The following is a 16,068-nucleotide window of genomic DNA, read 5'->3' on the forward strand; positions in this document are numbered from 1 at the left end:
ATGTCTATGGCTGACACACGAGACGACCACAGGTTGGATCGCCCCAAAGTACGCTGGCCAGGTGCGGTGCCCGCGACGGACGACCGAGGGTGTCGATGGAACCCGATCTCACCGTCCCGACCTGGCACTCAACTGATGTGAGTGCCAAGCCCATTTTTAGCACTCGGCTGACGAGAGTGCAAGGTCGCGCCCGGCACCGGCGGACCGCGCCGGGCGCGACCGGGCGCTCAGGACTCGCCCTCGGCGGCGGCCCGGAACTGATTCAGCAACTCGACGAGTTCGGCCTCTACCACAGCCTTGTCCAGACCGAGGTCGCTGAGCACACCCGTGCCGTTCTCCTGCTCGAGCAGCGCGAGCAGGATGTGTTCGGTGCCGATGTAGTTGTGGCCGAGGCGAAGAGCCTCGCGAAAGGTGAGTTCGAGGACCTTCTTGGTGTCGGCGCCGAACGGGATGAGCGCGGGTACCTCACCGTCGGCGGCCGGCAGCGCGGCCGTCGCCGCCGCACGCACCTGCTCCAACGTGACACCTCTGGCGACGATCTCACGGGCTGCCAGCCCCTCGGACTGCCCGGCCAATCCGAGGATCAGATGCCCGAGCGCGATCTGACCGTTGCCCGCGGCGCGGGCCGATTCCTGGGAATCCATGACCACCTGTCGCGCCCGGTCGGTGAACTTGGCGAACCCGGCCTGCGGGTCCATGGCCGCGGCATCGCCGGGCTGCTTGGGGACGAACCGCTTCTGCGCGGCCTGCTTGGTGACGCCCATGTTGGCGCCGATCTCGGTCCAGGAGGCGCCGGAGCGGCGGGCCTGGTCGACGAAGTGGCCGATGAGATGGTCGGCCACCTCGCTCATGTGACCCCCGACGACGACGGCATCGGAAAGCTGCTCGAGGACATTGTCGGGGCGGGCCTTCTTGATTCCCTCGATCAGGTCGTCGAGGCGGATATTGGAGTTGCTCATGTCGTCAACTCTAGGTTGACGATCCCACCTCGTCAACCATAAGTTGACGACATGTGCGCCAGGCGATGGCAGAGTGGGCACGTGGGGAGAACTGAACGCGCCGGCCGTTGGGCACTGCGCACCGTGGGGATCATCGTGACGTTGGCCTGCCTGGTCGCGGCCGGTCGTTTCCTGTTGCCGCAACCCGGCCTCCATGACCAGCCCGGTTCCGCCGAGCGGCAATTGGCCTTCCTGCGCGCAGCGCTCGACGCCGGAGCCGATACCGCCGCGCAACAACAGTTCCCGGAAGGCCACCTCTTCCTGAACGCCCTCTACGGGCTGTCCTGGATACAGGCCGCCCACACCGACCCCAGCCTGCGCGACGACGCACTGCGCGAATCCCGTTGGGCGCTGGCACGAATGGAATCCGCGGAGGGTCGATCGGTTTTCAGCGAACGGTTGCAGCCCGCGTACGGGGTGTTCTGGGCGGGCTGGACCAACTGGTTACAGGGCGCCATCATCTCGCTCGACCCGTCCGACCACGGTGAGGTGCAGCGGTTTTCCGCACACAGCGCAGAGCTGGCCAAGGCGTTCACCGCCGCCGAGTCACCGTTCCTCCCGGCGTACCCGGGGCAGGCATGGCCGGTCGACTCCACGGTCGCGATCGCCTCGCTCCGCCTACACGACAAGCTGGTCGGCGCGCGGCACACGGCGGTGATCGACCGCTGGCTCACCGAGGCACAACAACGCCTCGACCCGCGCACCGGCCTGCTCCCACACCAGGTCTCCCCCGCCGACGGCTCCCTCTCGACCGGAACGAGGGCGACCTCGCAGGCCGTGATCCACCGCTTCCTCCCTGAGATCGACCCGGCCTTCGCACGCGGTCAGTACGCGCGCTACCGCGACCAGTTCCTCGACTACCCAGGCGGTTTCGGTCCGGCGGTGCGCGAGTACCCGCCCGGCGTCGCGGGCAGTGGTGATGTGGATTCCGGACCGCTGATCGCCGGGATCAGCCTGTCCGCCACCGTGGTCACCCAGGGTGCGGCCCGCGTCAACGGAGACCGCGCGCTGGCCGCTGCCCTCGGTTCCGCAGGTGAACTCCTCGGGCTGCCGCTGGACTTGCCGAACTCCAAACGGTACGCGTTGGGCTCGATCCCGATCGGGGACGCGTTCGTGGTGTGGTCGTCGACAGCCCGTTCACTGACCGAGCCCACGGTGCCGGTCGAACAGGATCTGCGCTGGTGGTGGCGGCTTCCGTGGCTGGGTGCGCTCCTCCTGATCGCGATCACGCCCTGGGCGTGGACGTTGACCCGCCTCGCCAGAAGACGCATCAGCCGCCCCCACCCGCTGCCGATCGCGGAGGCCGGTCTGTGCGCAGACGAGCGAGGCGCCTCGAGAGTCACGTAGGTGCGCCGAGGCCCGATTGCACGAATACGCCGCCGTGCGCCAAGCCGACGCCGGTCGGTTGCGCATCGGGCGGCCCCGCGCGAACTATCGCAGGCCCAGCGCCATCCCCGCCCCACGCACGATCATCTCCTTCACCAGCGCCCCGGCTCGGCCCCGGATGACGCGCTCGGCCGGGGTGTCGTCCGCCTCGAGGAACTGGATGACGGCATCCCGGCGGCCGAGGCTGATGCACTGCAGGTGGTAGCGGAAGCGCAACGGTTCCGGTTCCGTCGCACGGGCACGCGCGACGATCGCCCGGGCGACATATCCACCGGTCGGCAGGGCCGTAGCGCAAGCCATGCGCAGGGGGCGCTCGCCAGGGCCCGCGACCAGCGCGGCATCGCCTGCGGCGTAGATATCGGGGTGGGAGACCGAGCGGAGGGTGGCGTCGGTACGGATGCGGCCGTGTGCGTCGACGTCCAGTCCGGCACGGCGGGCCAGGTCGGGGACGGTGAAGCCGGCGGTCCAGACGACGGTATCGGCCGGTACCACCGTGTCGTCGGCGAGGCGGACACCTGCGGGCAGTACTTCGACGACCTTCGCGTCCGAGCGGATCGTGACACCCAGGCGGGTCAGGCTCGCGTCGATGTGCGCGACGGCACGGGCCGACAACCACGCACCGGGCTCCTGCGCACCGAGCAAGGTGACGTGCGAATCAGGCTGCGACTCGGCCAGTTCCGCGGCGAGCTCGATTCCCGTCGAGCCGGCACCGACCACCACCACCGGCCCGGCGGGCAGGGCGTGCACGTCCCCGGGCGTGGCGACGGATCGCGCGTACTCGGCCACCCCGGGCACACCGCGGTCGGCCGCGCTGCCGAGCGCGTAGACGAGAGTGTCGTAGGCGATCGACCGTTCGCCGTCGAGCCGAACACGTTTCGCGGCCGGGTCGAGGTCGCTCACGTGGGCCCGGACGAACTCGATACCCTTGCGTTCGAGCAGTTCCCGCAGTTCCCAGCGCCGGATCGACTGCCCGGCGGCCTGCTGGTGCAGGCGCACACGTTCGACGAACTCGGTGCGTGAATCCACCACGGTGATCGTGGCATCACGCGAAGTCCGGGCGAGGCGGCGGGCCGCGCTGAGTCCCGCGTACCCCGCGCCGAGGACGACGATTCGCTGCTGACCGGTCATGGTGTGGCTCCTCTCGATGTGCCGACACCCTCCAGACCACGCAGCCCTACGTTTCCTGACAGCAGAGATCAGTGATCCGGGTCACCAGCCAACGCATCGACCCCGGCTACTCGTCCGGCTCAATCCCACCAGCCGGCATCGACCAGGCTCGTCCAGGCCACCCACGAGCCGGTATCACTCGGGCTTGCCCGAATCGCCGCCAACCAACACCGCATCCGAGCTCGTCCGGCTCAATCCCCCACCGGCATGGACCGCAACTTGTCCGGGTTGACCACGATGCGCACTGCGGTCACCAGCGCGGCCTCGGTGAGTTCGAAGAACATCACCGAGCTCACCTTCGTACCGTCGGCACGCACCACCAGCGCGGCCTCACCGTTGACCGCTGCGATCGCGAACGTGCTCGCCGGAGTGAGGAACCTGGTCAGGCCGATCAGATAGCGCGCCACCGGTTCGGCGCCGACGACCGGGCGCCGCGCCGCGTTGACCTTCCCACCGCCGTCGGCCGTCGACACCACCGCGTCGGTGAGCAGCGCGCGCAACGCCGACACGTCGCCGGTGGCCGCGGCCAGCAGAAACCGCTCGATCATCGTGCGCGCTTCCTCGGCGGGCACCACGAAGCGGGACTTCGGGGCGCGCACTCGGGTGCTCGCTCGGTGCAGGATCTGCTGGCTGTTGGCCTCGGTGAGGTCGAGCATGGCAGCGATCTCGGCATGGGGGTACCCGAACGCCTCCCGCAGCACGAACACCGCGCGCTCGACCGGGTTCAGCCGTTCCATCGCGGTGAGCAGGGCCAGGGAAACCGATTCGCGCGCCTCGACCGTGTCCAGCGGTCCCAGCTCACCGGTCGGTACGGGCTCGGGCAGCCACGGCCCCACATAGGTTTCGCGGCGGGCGCGAGCCGAGACCAGCTCACTGCGGCACAGGTTCACCGTGACGGTGGTGAGCCAGGCTTCCGGGTTGACGATCTCGTTCCGGTCGGCGCCTGCCCAGCGCAGGTAGGTCTCCTGCACCACGTCCTCGGCGTCGCTCGCGGCACCGAACATGCGGTAGGCCAAGGCGAACAACCTGGGCCGATGCCGCGAGAACTCCGTGAAGCCGTCGGATCCCATCCCGTGTACCAGCGCGGCGGAGCTAGTCGTTGCGCGGGCGACGCAGGCGCAGCCGGGCGGAACCACGGATGGCCGGCATCCGTCGCTGTGCCCGGCGCTGCGCACGTCGTTCGGCGGGCTTGTGCTGCCAGGTCTCGGGGCGCGCGGCCACCCAGCGCGCCGAACGCCAGGCGAAGGGGATGTGCCCCAGGTACAGGGCCACCAGGACGAGCAGCAGCACGATCGGGTAGGTCACCAGCAGTGCGGCGGCCACGGCCACCAGCACCAGCAGCCCGGCGGCCGCCTGCGGCGCCACCGACACCGACTTCATGGCCAGGGTGGGGATGGTGCTCACACACAGCAACGCGGCGAAGGTGGTCCACACGGCGACGAAGGCGAAGCTGTCCCACCAGCCGTCACCGAACTGCACCTGCAGCGCGATCGGCACCAGCGCGATCAGCGCGCCCGCCGGTGCGGGTACACCGACGAAGTATTCGCGCGCCCAGTTCGGGCGGGAGTCGTCGTCGAGCAGGGTGTTGAACCGGGCCAGGCGCAGCACCAGGCTCACCGCGTAGAGCAGTGCGACGATCCAGCCCGCGCTGTAACCGTCGAGCAACGTCACGTACAGGACCAGCGCGGGCGCGACGCCGAAGGAGATGGCGTCGGACAGCGAGTCCAGTTCCGCGCCCATCCGGCTGGTCGCGTCGAGCATCCGGGCCAGGCGGCCGTCCAGGGTGTCGAGCACGGCGGCGGCGCCGACCATGGCCAGCGAGATGCCGAGTTCGCCGTCGAGGCCGAACTTCACCGCCGACAGACCCGAGCACAGCGCGAGGATGGTGACGATGCTCGGTAGCAAACGCACCGAGCGGGGGCGCTTACGCCGAGCGGAGTGCGCCTGCTCGATCATCCCAGCACAGCCAGCACGGTTTCGGCTCCGATGGTGCGCTGACCGGGCGCGACCAGCAACTCGGTGCCGACCGGGAAATACGTGTCGACGCGGGAACCGAACCGGATGAGCCCGTAGGTGTCACCGATGGTGAGCAGATCACCGGTGCGGGCCTCGCAGACGATGCGCCGGGCCAGCAGGCCGGCGATCTGCACCACGACGACCTGCTTGCCGTCGGGGGTGTCGATCAGCATGCTGTTGCGCTCGTTGGCGTCGGAGGCTTCGGGCAGGTCGGCGGAGAGGAACCGGCCCGGCTGATGCAGCACCTCGCGCACGGTGCCCGACACCGGAACACGCTGCACGTGCACGTCGAGCACCGAAAGGAAGATGCTCACGCGCGGCAGCGGCTGCTCGCCCAGGCCGAGTTCGGCGGGCGGTACCGCGGTGTCGACGAGGGCGACCTCGCCGTCGGCGGGCGCGACCACGATGCCCGGCCGGTTCGGCGGCACCCGGTGCGGGTGCCGGAAGAACGCGGCGCAGGCGGCGGCGGCGGTGAGCCCGGCACGGCGCACCCACTTGTTGCGGCCGCCGATGACCGCGAGCGCCAGCGGTGCCGCGACGAACGGCAGACCGGCGGGGTGCAGCGGGGGGACAGCGGCCCGCACCAGGTCGACCACATGGCCGACGCCGGTGGTGTCGGGCGTGCCGGGCGGGGTGGGGCGGCGTGCCACGGGCTTCCTCTTTCGTGTGATGACTACAAGCGATCACACCTTACGGGAAGCCACCGACATGCAGGGCCGCTCAGTGCACCGATCTACCGCCGGTGACCAGCTTCACCAGGTACAACAGGATGCTGGCGCCGACCAGGCAGGTGATGAAGCTGAAGATCCAGCCCGCGCCTTCGACGTCGACGCCGAACAGCTTCAGCACGAAGCCGCCGAGCAGTCCGCCGATGACTCCGACGACGATGTTGAGCAGGATGCCCTGCTGCGCGTCGGTCTTCATGAACTTGCTCGCTATCCAACCGGCGAGACCGCCGATGATGATCCAGCTGATGATCCCGAGTCCGAGCATGTTGTCCTCGTTCCCTCGACGGGTCGGCGAGCAATCGCCTGATGACCAGGATATACCCCGGGCAGCTTGTGACAATCCACACGCGGATGACGTTTTACCCGCTAATATGAGGGGGCCTCATGTCTGCGCGTTCACCTCGGGTCCGCGCAGGGGTCACGGGCGATGAGGGACCGAATTCGATAGGAGACGCACATGGCTGCTCGAATCGCCCAGACGACTGGGGTGGAGCACACCGCGATCCTCGGTTTGGGCGTGTACCGCCCCGCCCGGGTGGTCACCAACGACGAGGTCGCAGGACCGATCGACTCGAGCGACGAGTGGATCCGCACGCGTTCGGGCATCAAGACCCGGCGCTTCGCCTCGGCCGAGGAGACCATCCAGTCGATGAGCGTGGCCGCCGCCCGTGACGCCATGGCCGCCGCCGGCCTGGCGGCCGATCAGGTCGACTGCGTCATCGTCGCCACCTCCACGCATCTGCTGCTCACCCCCGCCGTCGGCCCGCGCATCGCCACCGAACTCGGCACCACCGGCGCGGCCGCCTTCGACATCTCGGCCGGTTGCGCGGGGTTCTGCCACGCGCTGGCGATGGCCTCGGACCTGGTGCGCGCGGGCACGTCGAGCCACGTGCTGGTGATCGGTGTGGAAAGACTCACCGACGCGCTCGACTTCACCGACCGCTCCACGGCGTTCCTGTTCGCCGACGGCGCGGGCGCGGTGATCGTCGGCCCCTCCCCCGAGCAGGGCATCGGCCCCACGGTGTGGGGTTCGGACGGCACTCAGCATCACGCCATCCGCCAGACCAAGGACTGGATGGAGTTCTTCACCGAGATCGAGGAGAAGGGCCTGGACGCGGTGCGGCCCTATCTCACGATGGAGGGCACCGCGGTGTTCCGCTGGGCGGCACATTCGCTGGAGAAGGTGTGCCGCGAGGCGATCGACCGCGCCGGGTTGACCACCGAGGACCTCAACGCGATGATCCCGCACCAGGCCAACGGCCGGATCATCGAGATCATGGCCCGGGTTCTCGGGTTGCCCGAAGATTGCGCGCTGGCCAATGACATCGAGGAAGCCGGCAACACTTCGGCGGCGTCGATCCCGCTGGCCATGGAGGCACTGCTGCGCAAGGGCGAGTCGAAGCCGGGTGACACCGCACTGCTGATCGCCTTCGGCGCCGGACTCTCCTACGCCGCACAGGTTGTCACCCTGCCCGCCTGGAAGTAGACCTCCGGCAAATCTCGCGACGACGGCGGTGACCTGCACCGAAGCAGGTCACCGACCGGTCGGCACGCCGTGTCCACCTTGTCCCACTTGCACCAACTCGGACAGGCTGGCAAACTCCTCGCTACCGACGTCGCTGATCGAAGAGGCTCAGCACCGGCGTTCCCGTCGTCGACCCGAGGTGATCGGCCGTGAAACTGCTCTCGCTCCTGCCCCGCAGGCCCGCCCACGATGTCCCGCTGCTGCCCACCATCGAGGCGGACGACACCTTCGCGTTGCGCAGCGCATTCACCCGCCGCAAACGCGAGGAACGCCTCGAACGCCTGCTCACGCCCAGCGAGCTCGATCTGGTTTTGCACCACCAGCTCTGATCCGCCCCGGCGGGGGGATACTCGACCGGTGAGCACTCCCGCGGTAACCAAACCGGCCATTCTGAGCGTCGACGACGACCCTGGTGTGTCGCGGGCGGTGGTGCGCGATCTGCGCCGCCGCTACGGCGCCGACTACCGGATCCTGCGAGCCGAATCCGGGCCACAGGCCCTCGAAGCACTGCGCGAGATGAAACTGCGTGGCCAGCCGGTCGCGGTGCTGATCGCCGACTTCCGGATGCCCGGCATGGACGGACTCGAATTCCTGGAGCAGGCGATGGACCTGCACCCGTTCGCACGCCGGGTGCTGCTCACCGCCTACGCCGACACCAACGCCGCGATCGACGCGATCAACGTCATCGACCTCGACCACTACCTGCTCAAACCGTGGGACCCACCGCAGGAGAAGCTGTACCCGGTGCTCGACGGTCTGCTCGACACCTGGCGCAGCGCCGAACAGCGCCCGGTGCACGGGACCAAGGTCGTCGGTGATCGCTGGTCGCCGCGCTCCTCGCAGGTGCGAGAGTTCCTGGCACGCAATCAGCTGCCCTATCGCTGGTACCCGGTCGACGAACCCGAGGGCACCCGCCTGCTCGAGGCGGCCGGCGCCGACCCGCACACCTGCCCGGTCGTGATCACCGCCGAGGGCACCGCCCTGATCCAGCCCTCCGACAGCGAACTCGCCGAGAACGTGGGTCTCACCGTCCAACCCAGCGGCGAGTTCTACGACCTGATCGTCGTCGGTGGCGGACCGGCCGGACTCGGCGCCGCGCTGTACGGTGCGTCCGAGGGCCTGCGCACGGTCCTGGTGGAACGGACCGCCACCGGCGGGCAGGCCGGGCAGAGTTCCCGAATCGAGAACTATCTCGGCTTCCCCGACGGGGTCTCGGGCGCGCAACTGGCCGACCGGGCGCGGCGCCAGGCCGCCAAATTCGGTGCCGAGATCATCACCACCCGCGATGTGGTCGGGCTCGAGGTGAACGGTTCGGCGCGCACGGTGCGCTTCGCCGACGGCGGGTCGCTGTGCGCGCACACGGTGCTGATCGCCACCGGCGTGGACTATCGGCGCCTGTCCGCACCGGGCGTGGACGAGTTCACCGGTCGCGGTGTGTATTACGGCTCGGCGATGACCGAGGCGGCCGAGTGTGCCGAGCAGGAGGTCTACATCGTCGGCGGGGCAAACTCGGCCGGGCAGGCCGCGGTGTTCCTGTCGCGCAACGCCCGTCGCGTGCACCTGGTGGTGCGTGGTGACGCGCTGGAGAAGTCGATGTCGCACTATCTGATTCAGCAGATCGCGCAGATACCGAACATCACCGTGCACACCGCGACCGAGGTGGTCGGTGTCGACGGCGACGACCATCTGGAGCGCATCATCCTGCGCGACAACAGCACCGGCGCCGAGGACAAGGTGGCGGCGCAACGACTGTTCCTGTTCATCGGCGCGGCGCCGCAGACGGGCTGGCTCGACGGGGTGGTCCGGCGTGACGCGGCCGGCTACGTGCTGGCCGGACCTGACCTGATGGTCGACGGTGCGCGTCCGCCGGGTTGGGAACTGCCCCGGCCGCCGCATCACCTCGAGACCAGCGTGCCCGGTGTGTTCGTCGCGGGTGACGTGCACGCCGAGTCGGCCAAGCGGGTCGCCTCGGCGGTGGGCGAGGGCGCGATGGCCGTGATGCTCGTACACCGGTATCTGGCCTGAGCGGACGGGAGAAACCATGAGCGACAACGCGATCTGCGATGCCGAGGAACTGCGCACACTGTTCCTGTTCGAGAAGCTCGACGACGAGCAGCTCGCGCAGCTGTGCGCGGTGGGGCGGATCGAGTACGTGGACCCGGGGCCGGTGTATCGCGAAGGCGAACCGGCGACCTGCTTCTACGTGCTGATCGACGGCGAGGTGCGCCTGACCAAACTGTCCGGCGGCATGGAGATCGAGATCAACCGCACCGATCACCGCGGGGTGTACGCCGGGGCCTGGACGGCCTATCTGGGCGACAAGGTGAGCCAGCACTACAACGGCTCGATGTACGTGCTGCGCCGGTCCCGGTTCCTGGTGCTCGCGGCCACCGACTTCGCCGCGATGATGCACGACTGGTTCCCGATGGCGGTGCACCTGCTCGAGGGCGCGTTCTTCGGCGGGCAGAAGTCGAATCAGCGCATCGCCGAACGGGAGCGACTGCTCGCGCTCGGCTCACTCTCGGCCGGGCTCACCCATGAACTGAACAACCCGGCGGCCGCCGCGGTACGCGCCACCGCCGGGCTGCGTGAGCGGGTGGCGGGGATGCGGCACAAGCTCGAGCTGATGGCGCAGGGCGAGTTCTCACCCGAGGCACTGGTCCAGCTGGTGCGATTGCAGGAGCAGGCCGCCGAACAGGTCACCAAGGCCCCCGATCTCACCCCGCTCGAGGCGGCCGATCGCGAGGACGCGCTCGCGGACTGGCTCGAGCAGCAGGGCATCGCCGACGGTTGGGAGCTGGCGCCCAGCTTCGTGCAGGCCGGACTCGACACCGACTGGCTCGAAGGGGTGCACGCCACCCTGCGGGACTGTCAGGAGCAGGTGTTCGAGGGTGCGGTCCGGTGGCTGAACTACACCATCGAAACCGAACTGCTGATGAACGAGATCTTCGACTCGACCACCCGCATCTCCACCCTCGTCGGCGCGGCCAAACAGTATTCGCAGATGGACCGGGCGCCGTATCAGGTCGCCGACCTGCACGAACTGCTCGATTCCACGCTGGTGATGCTCAATCGCAAACTCGGTGACGGCGTGCGGGTGGTCAAGGATTACGACCGTGCCCTGCCCCCGGTGCCCTGCTTCGCCGCCGAACTCAACCAGGTGTGGACCAATCTGATCGACAACGCCGTCTACGCGATGGGCGGCACGGGCACACTCACCGTGCGCACCTTCCGCGACAACGAGAGCGCGACCATCGAGATCGGCGACACCGGCCCCGGCATCGCCCCCGAGACCCGCAGCCGGATCTTCGAGCCGTTCTTCACCACCAAGCCCGTCGGCGACGGCACCGGTCTCGGCCTCGACATCTCGTTCCGGATCGTGGTGAACAAACACCACGGCGACATCCGAGTGGAATCCGAACCCGGCGACACGCGCTTCACCGTCCGCCTGCCGATCGACCCCACCGAACCGTAAAGTCCGGTACATCGATCACCTCGAACCGCCCTGCTCAGCGGCCGCGACCGACAACATTCCCGGCCGCGTCGATCCGGACTGCCCAGCAGTCGCGACCGACACCCTTCCCGACCACGTCGATCCAGACCGCCCAGCAGTCGCGACCAACACCCTTCCCGACCACGTCGATCCAGACCGCCCAGCAGTCGCGACCGACACACGGTTCTCGGCCGCCTTGATCTGGACTGACCAGAGGGTGCGACGAAGGAGTACCCGGCGGGAGGGAAGATCAAGGGAACAGGCCGAGAACCCGCGGCGCCAGCCGCCAAAGTTACGGAGGTCAGTGATGCCGGATGGGATCGAAACCGATGTGCCGCCCAGTGGGCCGGGTTGTGTGGAGTGTGGTGAATCCGACGGTTGGTGGGTGCACCTGCGCCGATGTGCCCAGTGCGGGCATGTGGGGTGTTGTGACAGTTCGCCCGGTCAGCACGCTTCGAAGCATTTCGCCGGCAGCGGTCATCCGTTCGTGCAGAGTTACGAGCCGGGTGAGGACTGGTTCTGGAACTTCGCTACCACCGAGATGTACACCGGTGGCCCGGACCTCGCCGCGCCGACCAGTCACCCCGCTGATCAGCCGGTGCCGGGCCCGGCGGGCCGGGTCCCCGGCAACTGGCAGTCACTGGTGCACTGACGCTACGGCGTGATCCCGGCGGCTTCGGCGACGGTCTTGTCGGCGTTGCTCGGCGCGAGGCAGACCAGTTTGGCGGTGCCCAGCGCCACGTTGGGGCTGCCTTCGAATGGGCCGCCGGGGTTGTCCGCCAGCAGCTGTTCGATCACCTGTTTCTCGGCTTCGGCGTCGAGGGTCTTGAACTCCGCGCAGGTGATCCGGCTGTTCGTGGCGGGCGCCGCGGACGGTGTGGTGGTGGCCGGTGCGCTGGTGGCCGGTGTGCCTTTGCGCAGCCCGCTCGCGTCGACGGATTCGTCGCCGGAACCGCAGCCTGCCAGGCTCAGGGTGAGCGCCCCGGTGGCCAGGACGACGAGGAAAGTTCGGTTCATCTGCTGGTTCCCCGGTAGATCTCGGCGCCGGCACCTCCGGCGCGTCGCATGCAGCGTACCGACTGCGACCTTGCGATGAACCAATCGATCGCTGATCGTCGAAGCCGTTCGCGCCGCGAGACGGCAGAATGGCACGGTGGCTGAACTTTCGCTGACCGCTCGCCTCAATCCGTCCGCCGCCGACGCCCGTCGCGGGGTGGTGCGGTTGCATCCCGAGACGCTCACCGCGCTCGGGCTGCGCGAATGGGACGGCATCGCGCTGATCGGGGCGCGGCGCACCGCGGCCGTGGTGGCGAAGGCTCCCGCGGGGAGCCCGCCGGGGGTGGCGCTGCTCGATGACGTGACCCTGTCGAATGTGGGTCTGCGGGAGAACGCGTCGGTGACCGTCGCCCCGGTGACGGTGTTCGGCGCGAAGCAGATCTCGTTGAGCGGGTCGGCGCACGCGATGGCCAGCGTTCCGGCCGCCACTTTGCGGCAGGCGTTGCTCGGCAAGGTGGTGACCGTTGGTGACACGGTGTCGCTGTTGCCGCGCGACCTCGGACCCGACATCAGTTCCGCGGCGGCCACACAGGCTCTGTCCCGGGCTTTCGGGGTCGCCTGGACCACCGAACTGCTCACCGTCACCGCGATCGATCCGCGGCCGGGCCCGGTGAGTGTGCAACCGAATTCGGCGGTCGGCTGGGGTGCTGGGGCGGCGGCGGTGCAGCATGCGCTCGAACGCGAGACCGGAGTGGCGGGCCCGGCGCTGGACAGTCCGGTGCTGACGACGAGTGCGGGCAGCGCGCCGATCGCGGTGGAGGATCTGGCCGGGGTGCAAGCGCAGGCGGCCAAGCTCACGGAGTGGCTGAGCCTGGCGCTCGACGAACCCGAGTTGCTGAAAACCCTGGGTGCGCCCGCGCATCTGGGTGTGCTGGTCACCGGGCCGGCCGGGGTGGGCAAGGCCACCCTGGCCAGGGCGGTCGCGGCGCCGCGCCGGGTGGTGGAACTCGACGGGCCCGGCGTGGGGGCGAACGAGAGCGGGGCCCGGTTGCGCGAGGTCGCCGCGGCGGTGGCCGATGTCGCCACGGGCCAGGGCGGCATCTTGTTGATCAACGACATCGATGCCTTGCTGCCGCTCGAGGCCGAACCGGTGGCCACGCTGATTCTCGATCAGCTCCGGGCCGCCGTGCGCGCGCCGTGTGTGGCGTTGCTGGCCACGACGGCCCATCCCGCGCAGGTGGATTCGCGGCTGCGCGGACCGGATCTGTGCGACCGCGAACTGACTCTGCCGCTACCGACCGCGTCGGTGCGGCGCGCGTTGCTCGACCAGTTGCTGCGCAAGGTGCCCGCTGGTTCGCTCGACCTCGACGTGATCGCCGCTCGTACACCGGGTTTCGTGGTCGCCGATCTGGCGGCCCTGTGCCGGGAAGCGGCGGTGCGAGCCGCCGGTCGCGCCAGCCGCGAACAGACCGATCCCGAGCTCACCCAGGAAGACCTGCTCGGCGCCCTGGAAGTGATCCGGCCGCTGTCGCGCTCGGGCACCGAGGAATTGGCCATCGGCTCGCTGGCCCTCGACGATGTCGGCGACATGGTCGAGACCAAGCAGGCACTCACCGAGGCGGTGTTGTGGCCACTGCGCCACCCCGATTCCTTCGCCCGCCTCGGCATCGACCCGCCCCGCGGCGTACTGCTCTACGGTCCGCCCGGCTGCGGCAAGACCTTCCTGGTGCGGGCGCTGGCCGGTACCGGTCAGCTCAGTGTGCACTCGGTGAAGGGTGCTGAGCTGATGGACAAATGGGTCGGTTCCTCCGAACGTGCGGTGCGTGAGCTGTTCCAGCGCGCCCGCGATTCCGCGCCCTCGCTGATCTTCCTCGACGAGGTCGACGCGCTCGCTCCGCGCCGCGGCCAGAGCAGCGACTCCGGCGTATCGGACCGGGTGGTGGCGGCCCTGCTCACCGAACTCGACGGTGTGGAACCGCTGCGCGATGTGGTGGTGCTCGGCGCGACCAACCGCCCCGAACTCATCGACCCCGCCCTGCTGCGCCCCGGCCGGCTGGAACGGCTGGTGTTCGTGCCGCCGCCCGATGCCGGCGCCCGGCTCGACATCCTGCGCACCGCGGGCCGTTCGGTTCCACTGGCCGACGACGTCGACTTGGCGGCGCTGGCCGAAGACCTGGACGGCTATTCCGCCGCCGACTGCGCCGCACTGCTGCGCGAGGCGGCGCTGTCGGCCCTGCGCCGCGACATGGCCGCCGCCGACGTCACCGCCGAGGACGTGGCCCATGCCCGCCGGACCGTGCGCCCGTCCCTGGATCCCGCGCAGGTCGACGCGTTGAGCCGCTACGCGCAGAACCGGGCCTGAGCCGCCCCGCGCCCGCCACCGCCGGACCGCGGGCGCCGACATCCCGGGTGGCGACGGTTTCGCCGGTATCGTCGCATCGTGCCCAAGATCGGGGATGGTCTGGATGCGCTCACGGCGTTCGCGGGTGCCGCGGTCGCCGGGATGGCGCTGTTCCTGCCGTTCACCTTCAGCATCACCGGCCAGTCCTCGATGGACTCGCCCTACCGGGTCACCAGTCTGGTCAACAGCGTGCCACGGGCAGCCGCGCTGGGGTTGATCGTGGCCGTGGTGATCGCGGTGCTGGTGCGCCCGCTCACCCGGCCCGGGCTGGTGTGGCTCACCGCCACCGCGGGCGCGGTGGCCCTCGCGATCAATTACCTCATCGGCACCCAGATGACGTCGACGAACGTGCTCACCACCCAGAACTACGTCGACTCGCTCAGCGGCGGCGTGATGTACGGCGCGCTGGGCATCTGCGCGTTGCGGATGCGCTGGCCCGCGGTCGGTTTCGCGCTCGGCACCGTGGTGGTGTTCGTTTACGGCGAGGTGGTGGCGGTGTTCACGTCGAACACCGCCGCGGCCGACAAGGCTTCACACACCCCTAGCTGGCTGGTGCTGGCCGCGGTCGTGCTGCTCGCGGTGAACACCTCGCGCCGCAGGCACGGCACCATGCTGCCCATCACACCGCGCCTGGCCGCCGACCTGCCGATCAGCCCGATCATCGCGGCGACGGTGCTGTCGCTGTCGCTGCTGCTGGCCACCGAATGGCTCTCGCGCGAATTCGACGGGCGGCGCGCGTCGACCTGGCAGATCGGGCTGGCCGTGGCCGTCACCATCGGCGCCGCGTTCCTGGCCGCCGTCCTGCTGCCCGGCCGAGACGGGGCGGGCGTGCTGCTGGCCGTGAGCGTGGCCGCGGCCGCCGACTCGCTCGGTGACACTCCGAGCCTGGGCTGGAATCTCATCCTGGTGCTGCTCATCGCCACCGCGGGCATCCTGGTGGCGCTGCGCAGGCCCACTCCGTGGGTGGTGCTGCTCGGAGCCGCGGCGATCTCGGTGTTCGCCATGTTCACCCAGCAACTGTCCTGGACGGTGACCTGGACTATCGGCACCGGGCTGCTGGCCGCGGTCGCCGGTTACGGCTTCGCCGCGGTGCGGGTGAGTTATCTGCCCAGTGCGGTGCTGGCGCTGGGCGCGCTGTATCTGCCCTCGGTGCTGTGGGCGATTCCCACCGCGTTCCGCAACTGGCCGGCCGGCGGTGTGCAAGCCGCCGACAGCACCCCGGGCCGAACCGCGCTGGCGATCACGATCGGCGCCACGGCAGCGCTGCTGTTGCTCTACCGGATTCGGCCCGCCGACCCGGTGCGGGTGGTAGCCACCCCATAGCCGTTCGGTCCGCGACATGGCCGACGCAACACCCG

Annotated in this window: 15 protein-coding genes; 8 read left to right on the forward strand and 7 right to left on the reverse strand. The window is 69.4% G+C overall.

Going from position 1 to position 16,068, the window contains the following annotated elements; genetic code table 11:
- Positions 1–227 precede the first annotated feature (227 nt).
- Positions 228–959 carry a Clp protease N-terminal domain-containing protein gene (locus ACFO5K_RS17690; RefSeq protein WP_378563435.1) on the reverse strand — a complete coding sequence of 244 codons (732 nt, stop codon included), beginning with the start codon at positions 957–959 and terminating at the stop codon, positions 228–230.
- 81 nt (positions 960–1,040) lie between these two features.
- Here ACFO5K_RS17690 and ACFO5K_RS17695 point away from each other — a divergent pair, with 81 nt between their 5' ends.
- Positions 1,041–2,345: a hypothetical protein gene (locus ACFO5K_RS17695; protein ID WP_378563438.1), complete on the forward strand. Its 1,305-nt coding sequence runs from the start codon at positions 1,041–1,043 to the stop codon at positions 2,343–2,345.
- 84 nt (positions 2,346–2,429) lie between these two features.
- On the opposite strand, the gene ACFO5K_RS17700 is transcribed toward ACFO5K_RS17695, so the two are convergent.
- From ACFO5K_RS17700 to ACFO5K_RS17720, 5 genes are all read right to left on the reverse strand, one after another.
- Positions 2,430–3,512: an NAD(P)/FAD-dependent oxidoreductase gene (locus ACFO5K_RS17700; RefSeq protein WP_378563441.1), complete on the reverse strand. Its 1,083-nt coding sequence runs from the start codon at positions 3,510–3,512 to the stop codon at positions 2,430–2,432.
- A gap of 230 nt (positions 3,513–3,742) precedes the next feature.
- A complete protein-coding gene (locus tag ACFO5K_RS17705; protein WP_378563444.1) occupies positions 3,743–4,621 on the reverse strand; it encodes an RNA polymerase sigma-70 factor in 879 nt (292 codons plus the stop codon).
- Between the two features lie 22 nt (positions 4,622–4,643).
- Positions 4,644–5,507: a CDP-alcohol phosphatidyltransferase family protein gene (locus tag ACFO5K_RS17710; RefSeq protein WP_378563447.1), complete on the reverse strand. Its 864-nt coding sequence runs from the start codon at positions 5,505–5,507 to the stop codon at positions 4,644–4,646.
- Entirely contained in the window at positions 5,504–6,217 is a 714-nt protein-coding gene (locus ACFO5K_RS17715) for a phosphatidylserine decarboxylase (protein ID WP_378563450.1), read from the reverse strand. Before ACFO5K_RS17715 ends, ACFO5K_RS17710 begins: the two co-directional genes overlap by 4 nt.
- Positions 6,218–6,287: 70 nt before the next feature.
- A complete protein-coding gene (locus tag ACFO5K_RS17720) occupies positions 6,288–6,560 on the reverse strand; it encodes a GlsB/YeaQ/YmgE family stress response membrane protein (protein WP_378563453.1) in 273 nt (90 codons plus the stop codon).
- Positions 6,561–6,752: 192 nt separating this feature from the next.
- On the opposite strand from ACFO5K_RS17720, the gene ACFO5K_RS17725 reads away from it, so the two are divergent.
- The 5 genes from ACFO5K_RS17725 (at position 6,753) to ACFO5K_RS17745 (ending at position 11,965) form a co-directional block, all read left to right on the forward strand.
- Positions 6,753–7,781, forward strand: a complete 1,029-nt coding sequence (locus ACFO5K_RS17725) for a beta-ketoacyl-ACP synthase III (protein ID WP_378563456.1) — start codon at positions 6,753–6,755, stop codon at positions 7,779–7,781.
- Positions 7,782–7,969: 188 nt separating this feature from the next.
- Positions 7,970–8,149 (forward strand): hypothetical protein, encoded by a 180-nt coding sequence (locus ACFO5K_RS17730; protein WP_378563459.1) that lies wholly within the window; start codon positions 7,970–7,972, stop codon positions 8,147–8,149.
- Positions 8,150–8,177: 28 nt separating this feature from the next.
- Complete coding sequence (locus ACFO5K_RS17735) at positions 8,178–9,845, forward strand: FAD-dependent oxidoreductase (protein WP_378563462.1); 1,668 nt, start codon at positions 8,178–8,180, stop codon at positions 9,843–9,845.
- Positions 9,846–9,861: 16 nt separating this feature from the next.
- Positions 9,862–11,295 carry an ATP-binding protein gene (locus ACFO5K_RS17740; protein WP_378563465.1) on the forward strand — a complete coding sequence of 478 codons (1,434 nt, stop codon included), beginning with the start codon at positions 9,862–9,864 and terminating at the stop codon, positions 11,293–11,295.
- A 325-nt stretch (positions 11,296–11,620) separates the two neighbouring features.
- Positions 11,621–11,965: a UBP-type zinc finger domain-containing protein gene (locus ACFO5K_RS17745; RefSeq protein ID WP_378563468.1), complete on the forward strand. Its 345-nt coding sequence runs from the start codon at positions 11,621–11,623 to the stop codon at positions 11,963–11,965.
- Between the two features lie 2 nt (positions 11,966–11,967).
- Here the strand turns inward: ACFO5K_RS17745 and ACFO5K_RS17750 are convergent, their stop codons facing one another.
- Complete coding sequence (locus tag ACFO5K_RS17750; protein WP_378563471.1) at positions 11,968–12,330, reverse strand: hypothetical protein; 363 nt, start codon at positions 12,328–12,330, stop codon at positions 11,968–11,970.
- Positions 12,331–12,466: 136 nt separating this feature from the next.
- Here ACFO5K_RS17750 and ACFO5K_RS17755 point away from each other — a divergent pair, with 136 nt between their 5' ends.
- Together ACFO5K_RS17755 and ACFO5K_RS17760 are read left to right on the forward strand one after the other, a co-directional pair.
- Positions 12,467–14,671, forward strand: coding sequence for an AAA family ATPase (locus ACFO5K_RS17755; protein ID WP_378563474.1), 2,205 nt, complete (start codon positions 12,467–12,469; stop codon positions 14,669–14,671).
- Between the two features lie 78 nt (positions 14,672–14,749).
- Positions 14,750–16,033, forward strand: coding sequence for a hypothetical protein (locus tag ACFO5K_RS17760; protein ID WP_378563477.1), 1,284 nt, complete (start codon positions 14,750–14,752; stop codon positions 16,031–16,033).
- Positions 16,034–16,068 lie beyond the last annotated feature (35 nt).

The organism is Nocardia halotolerans (assembly GCF_042650145.1).
Taxonomy (GTDB): Bacteria; Actinomycetota; Actinomycetes; order Mycobacteriales; family Mycobacteriaceae; genus Nocardia; species Nocardia halotolerans.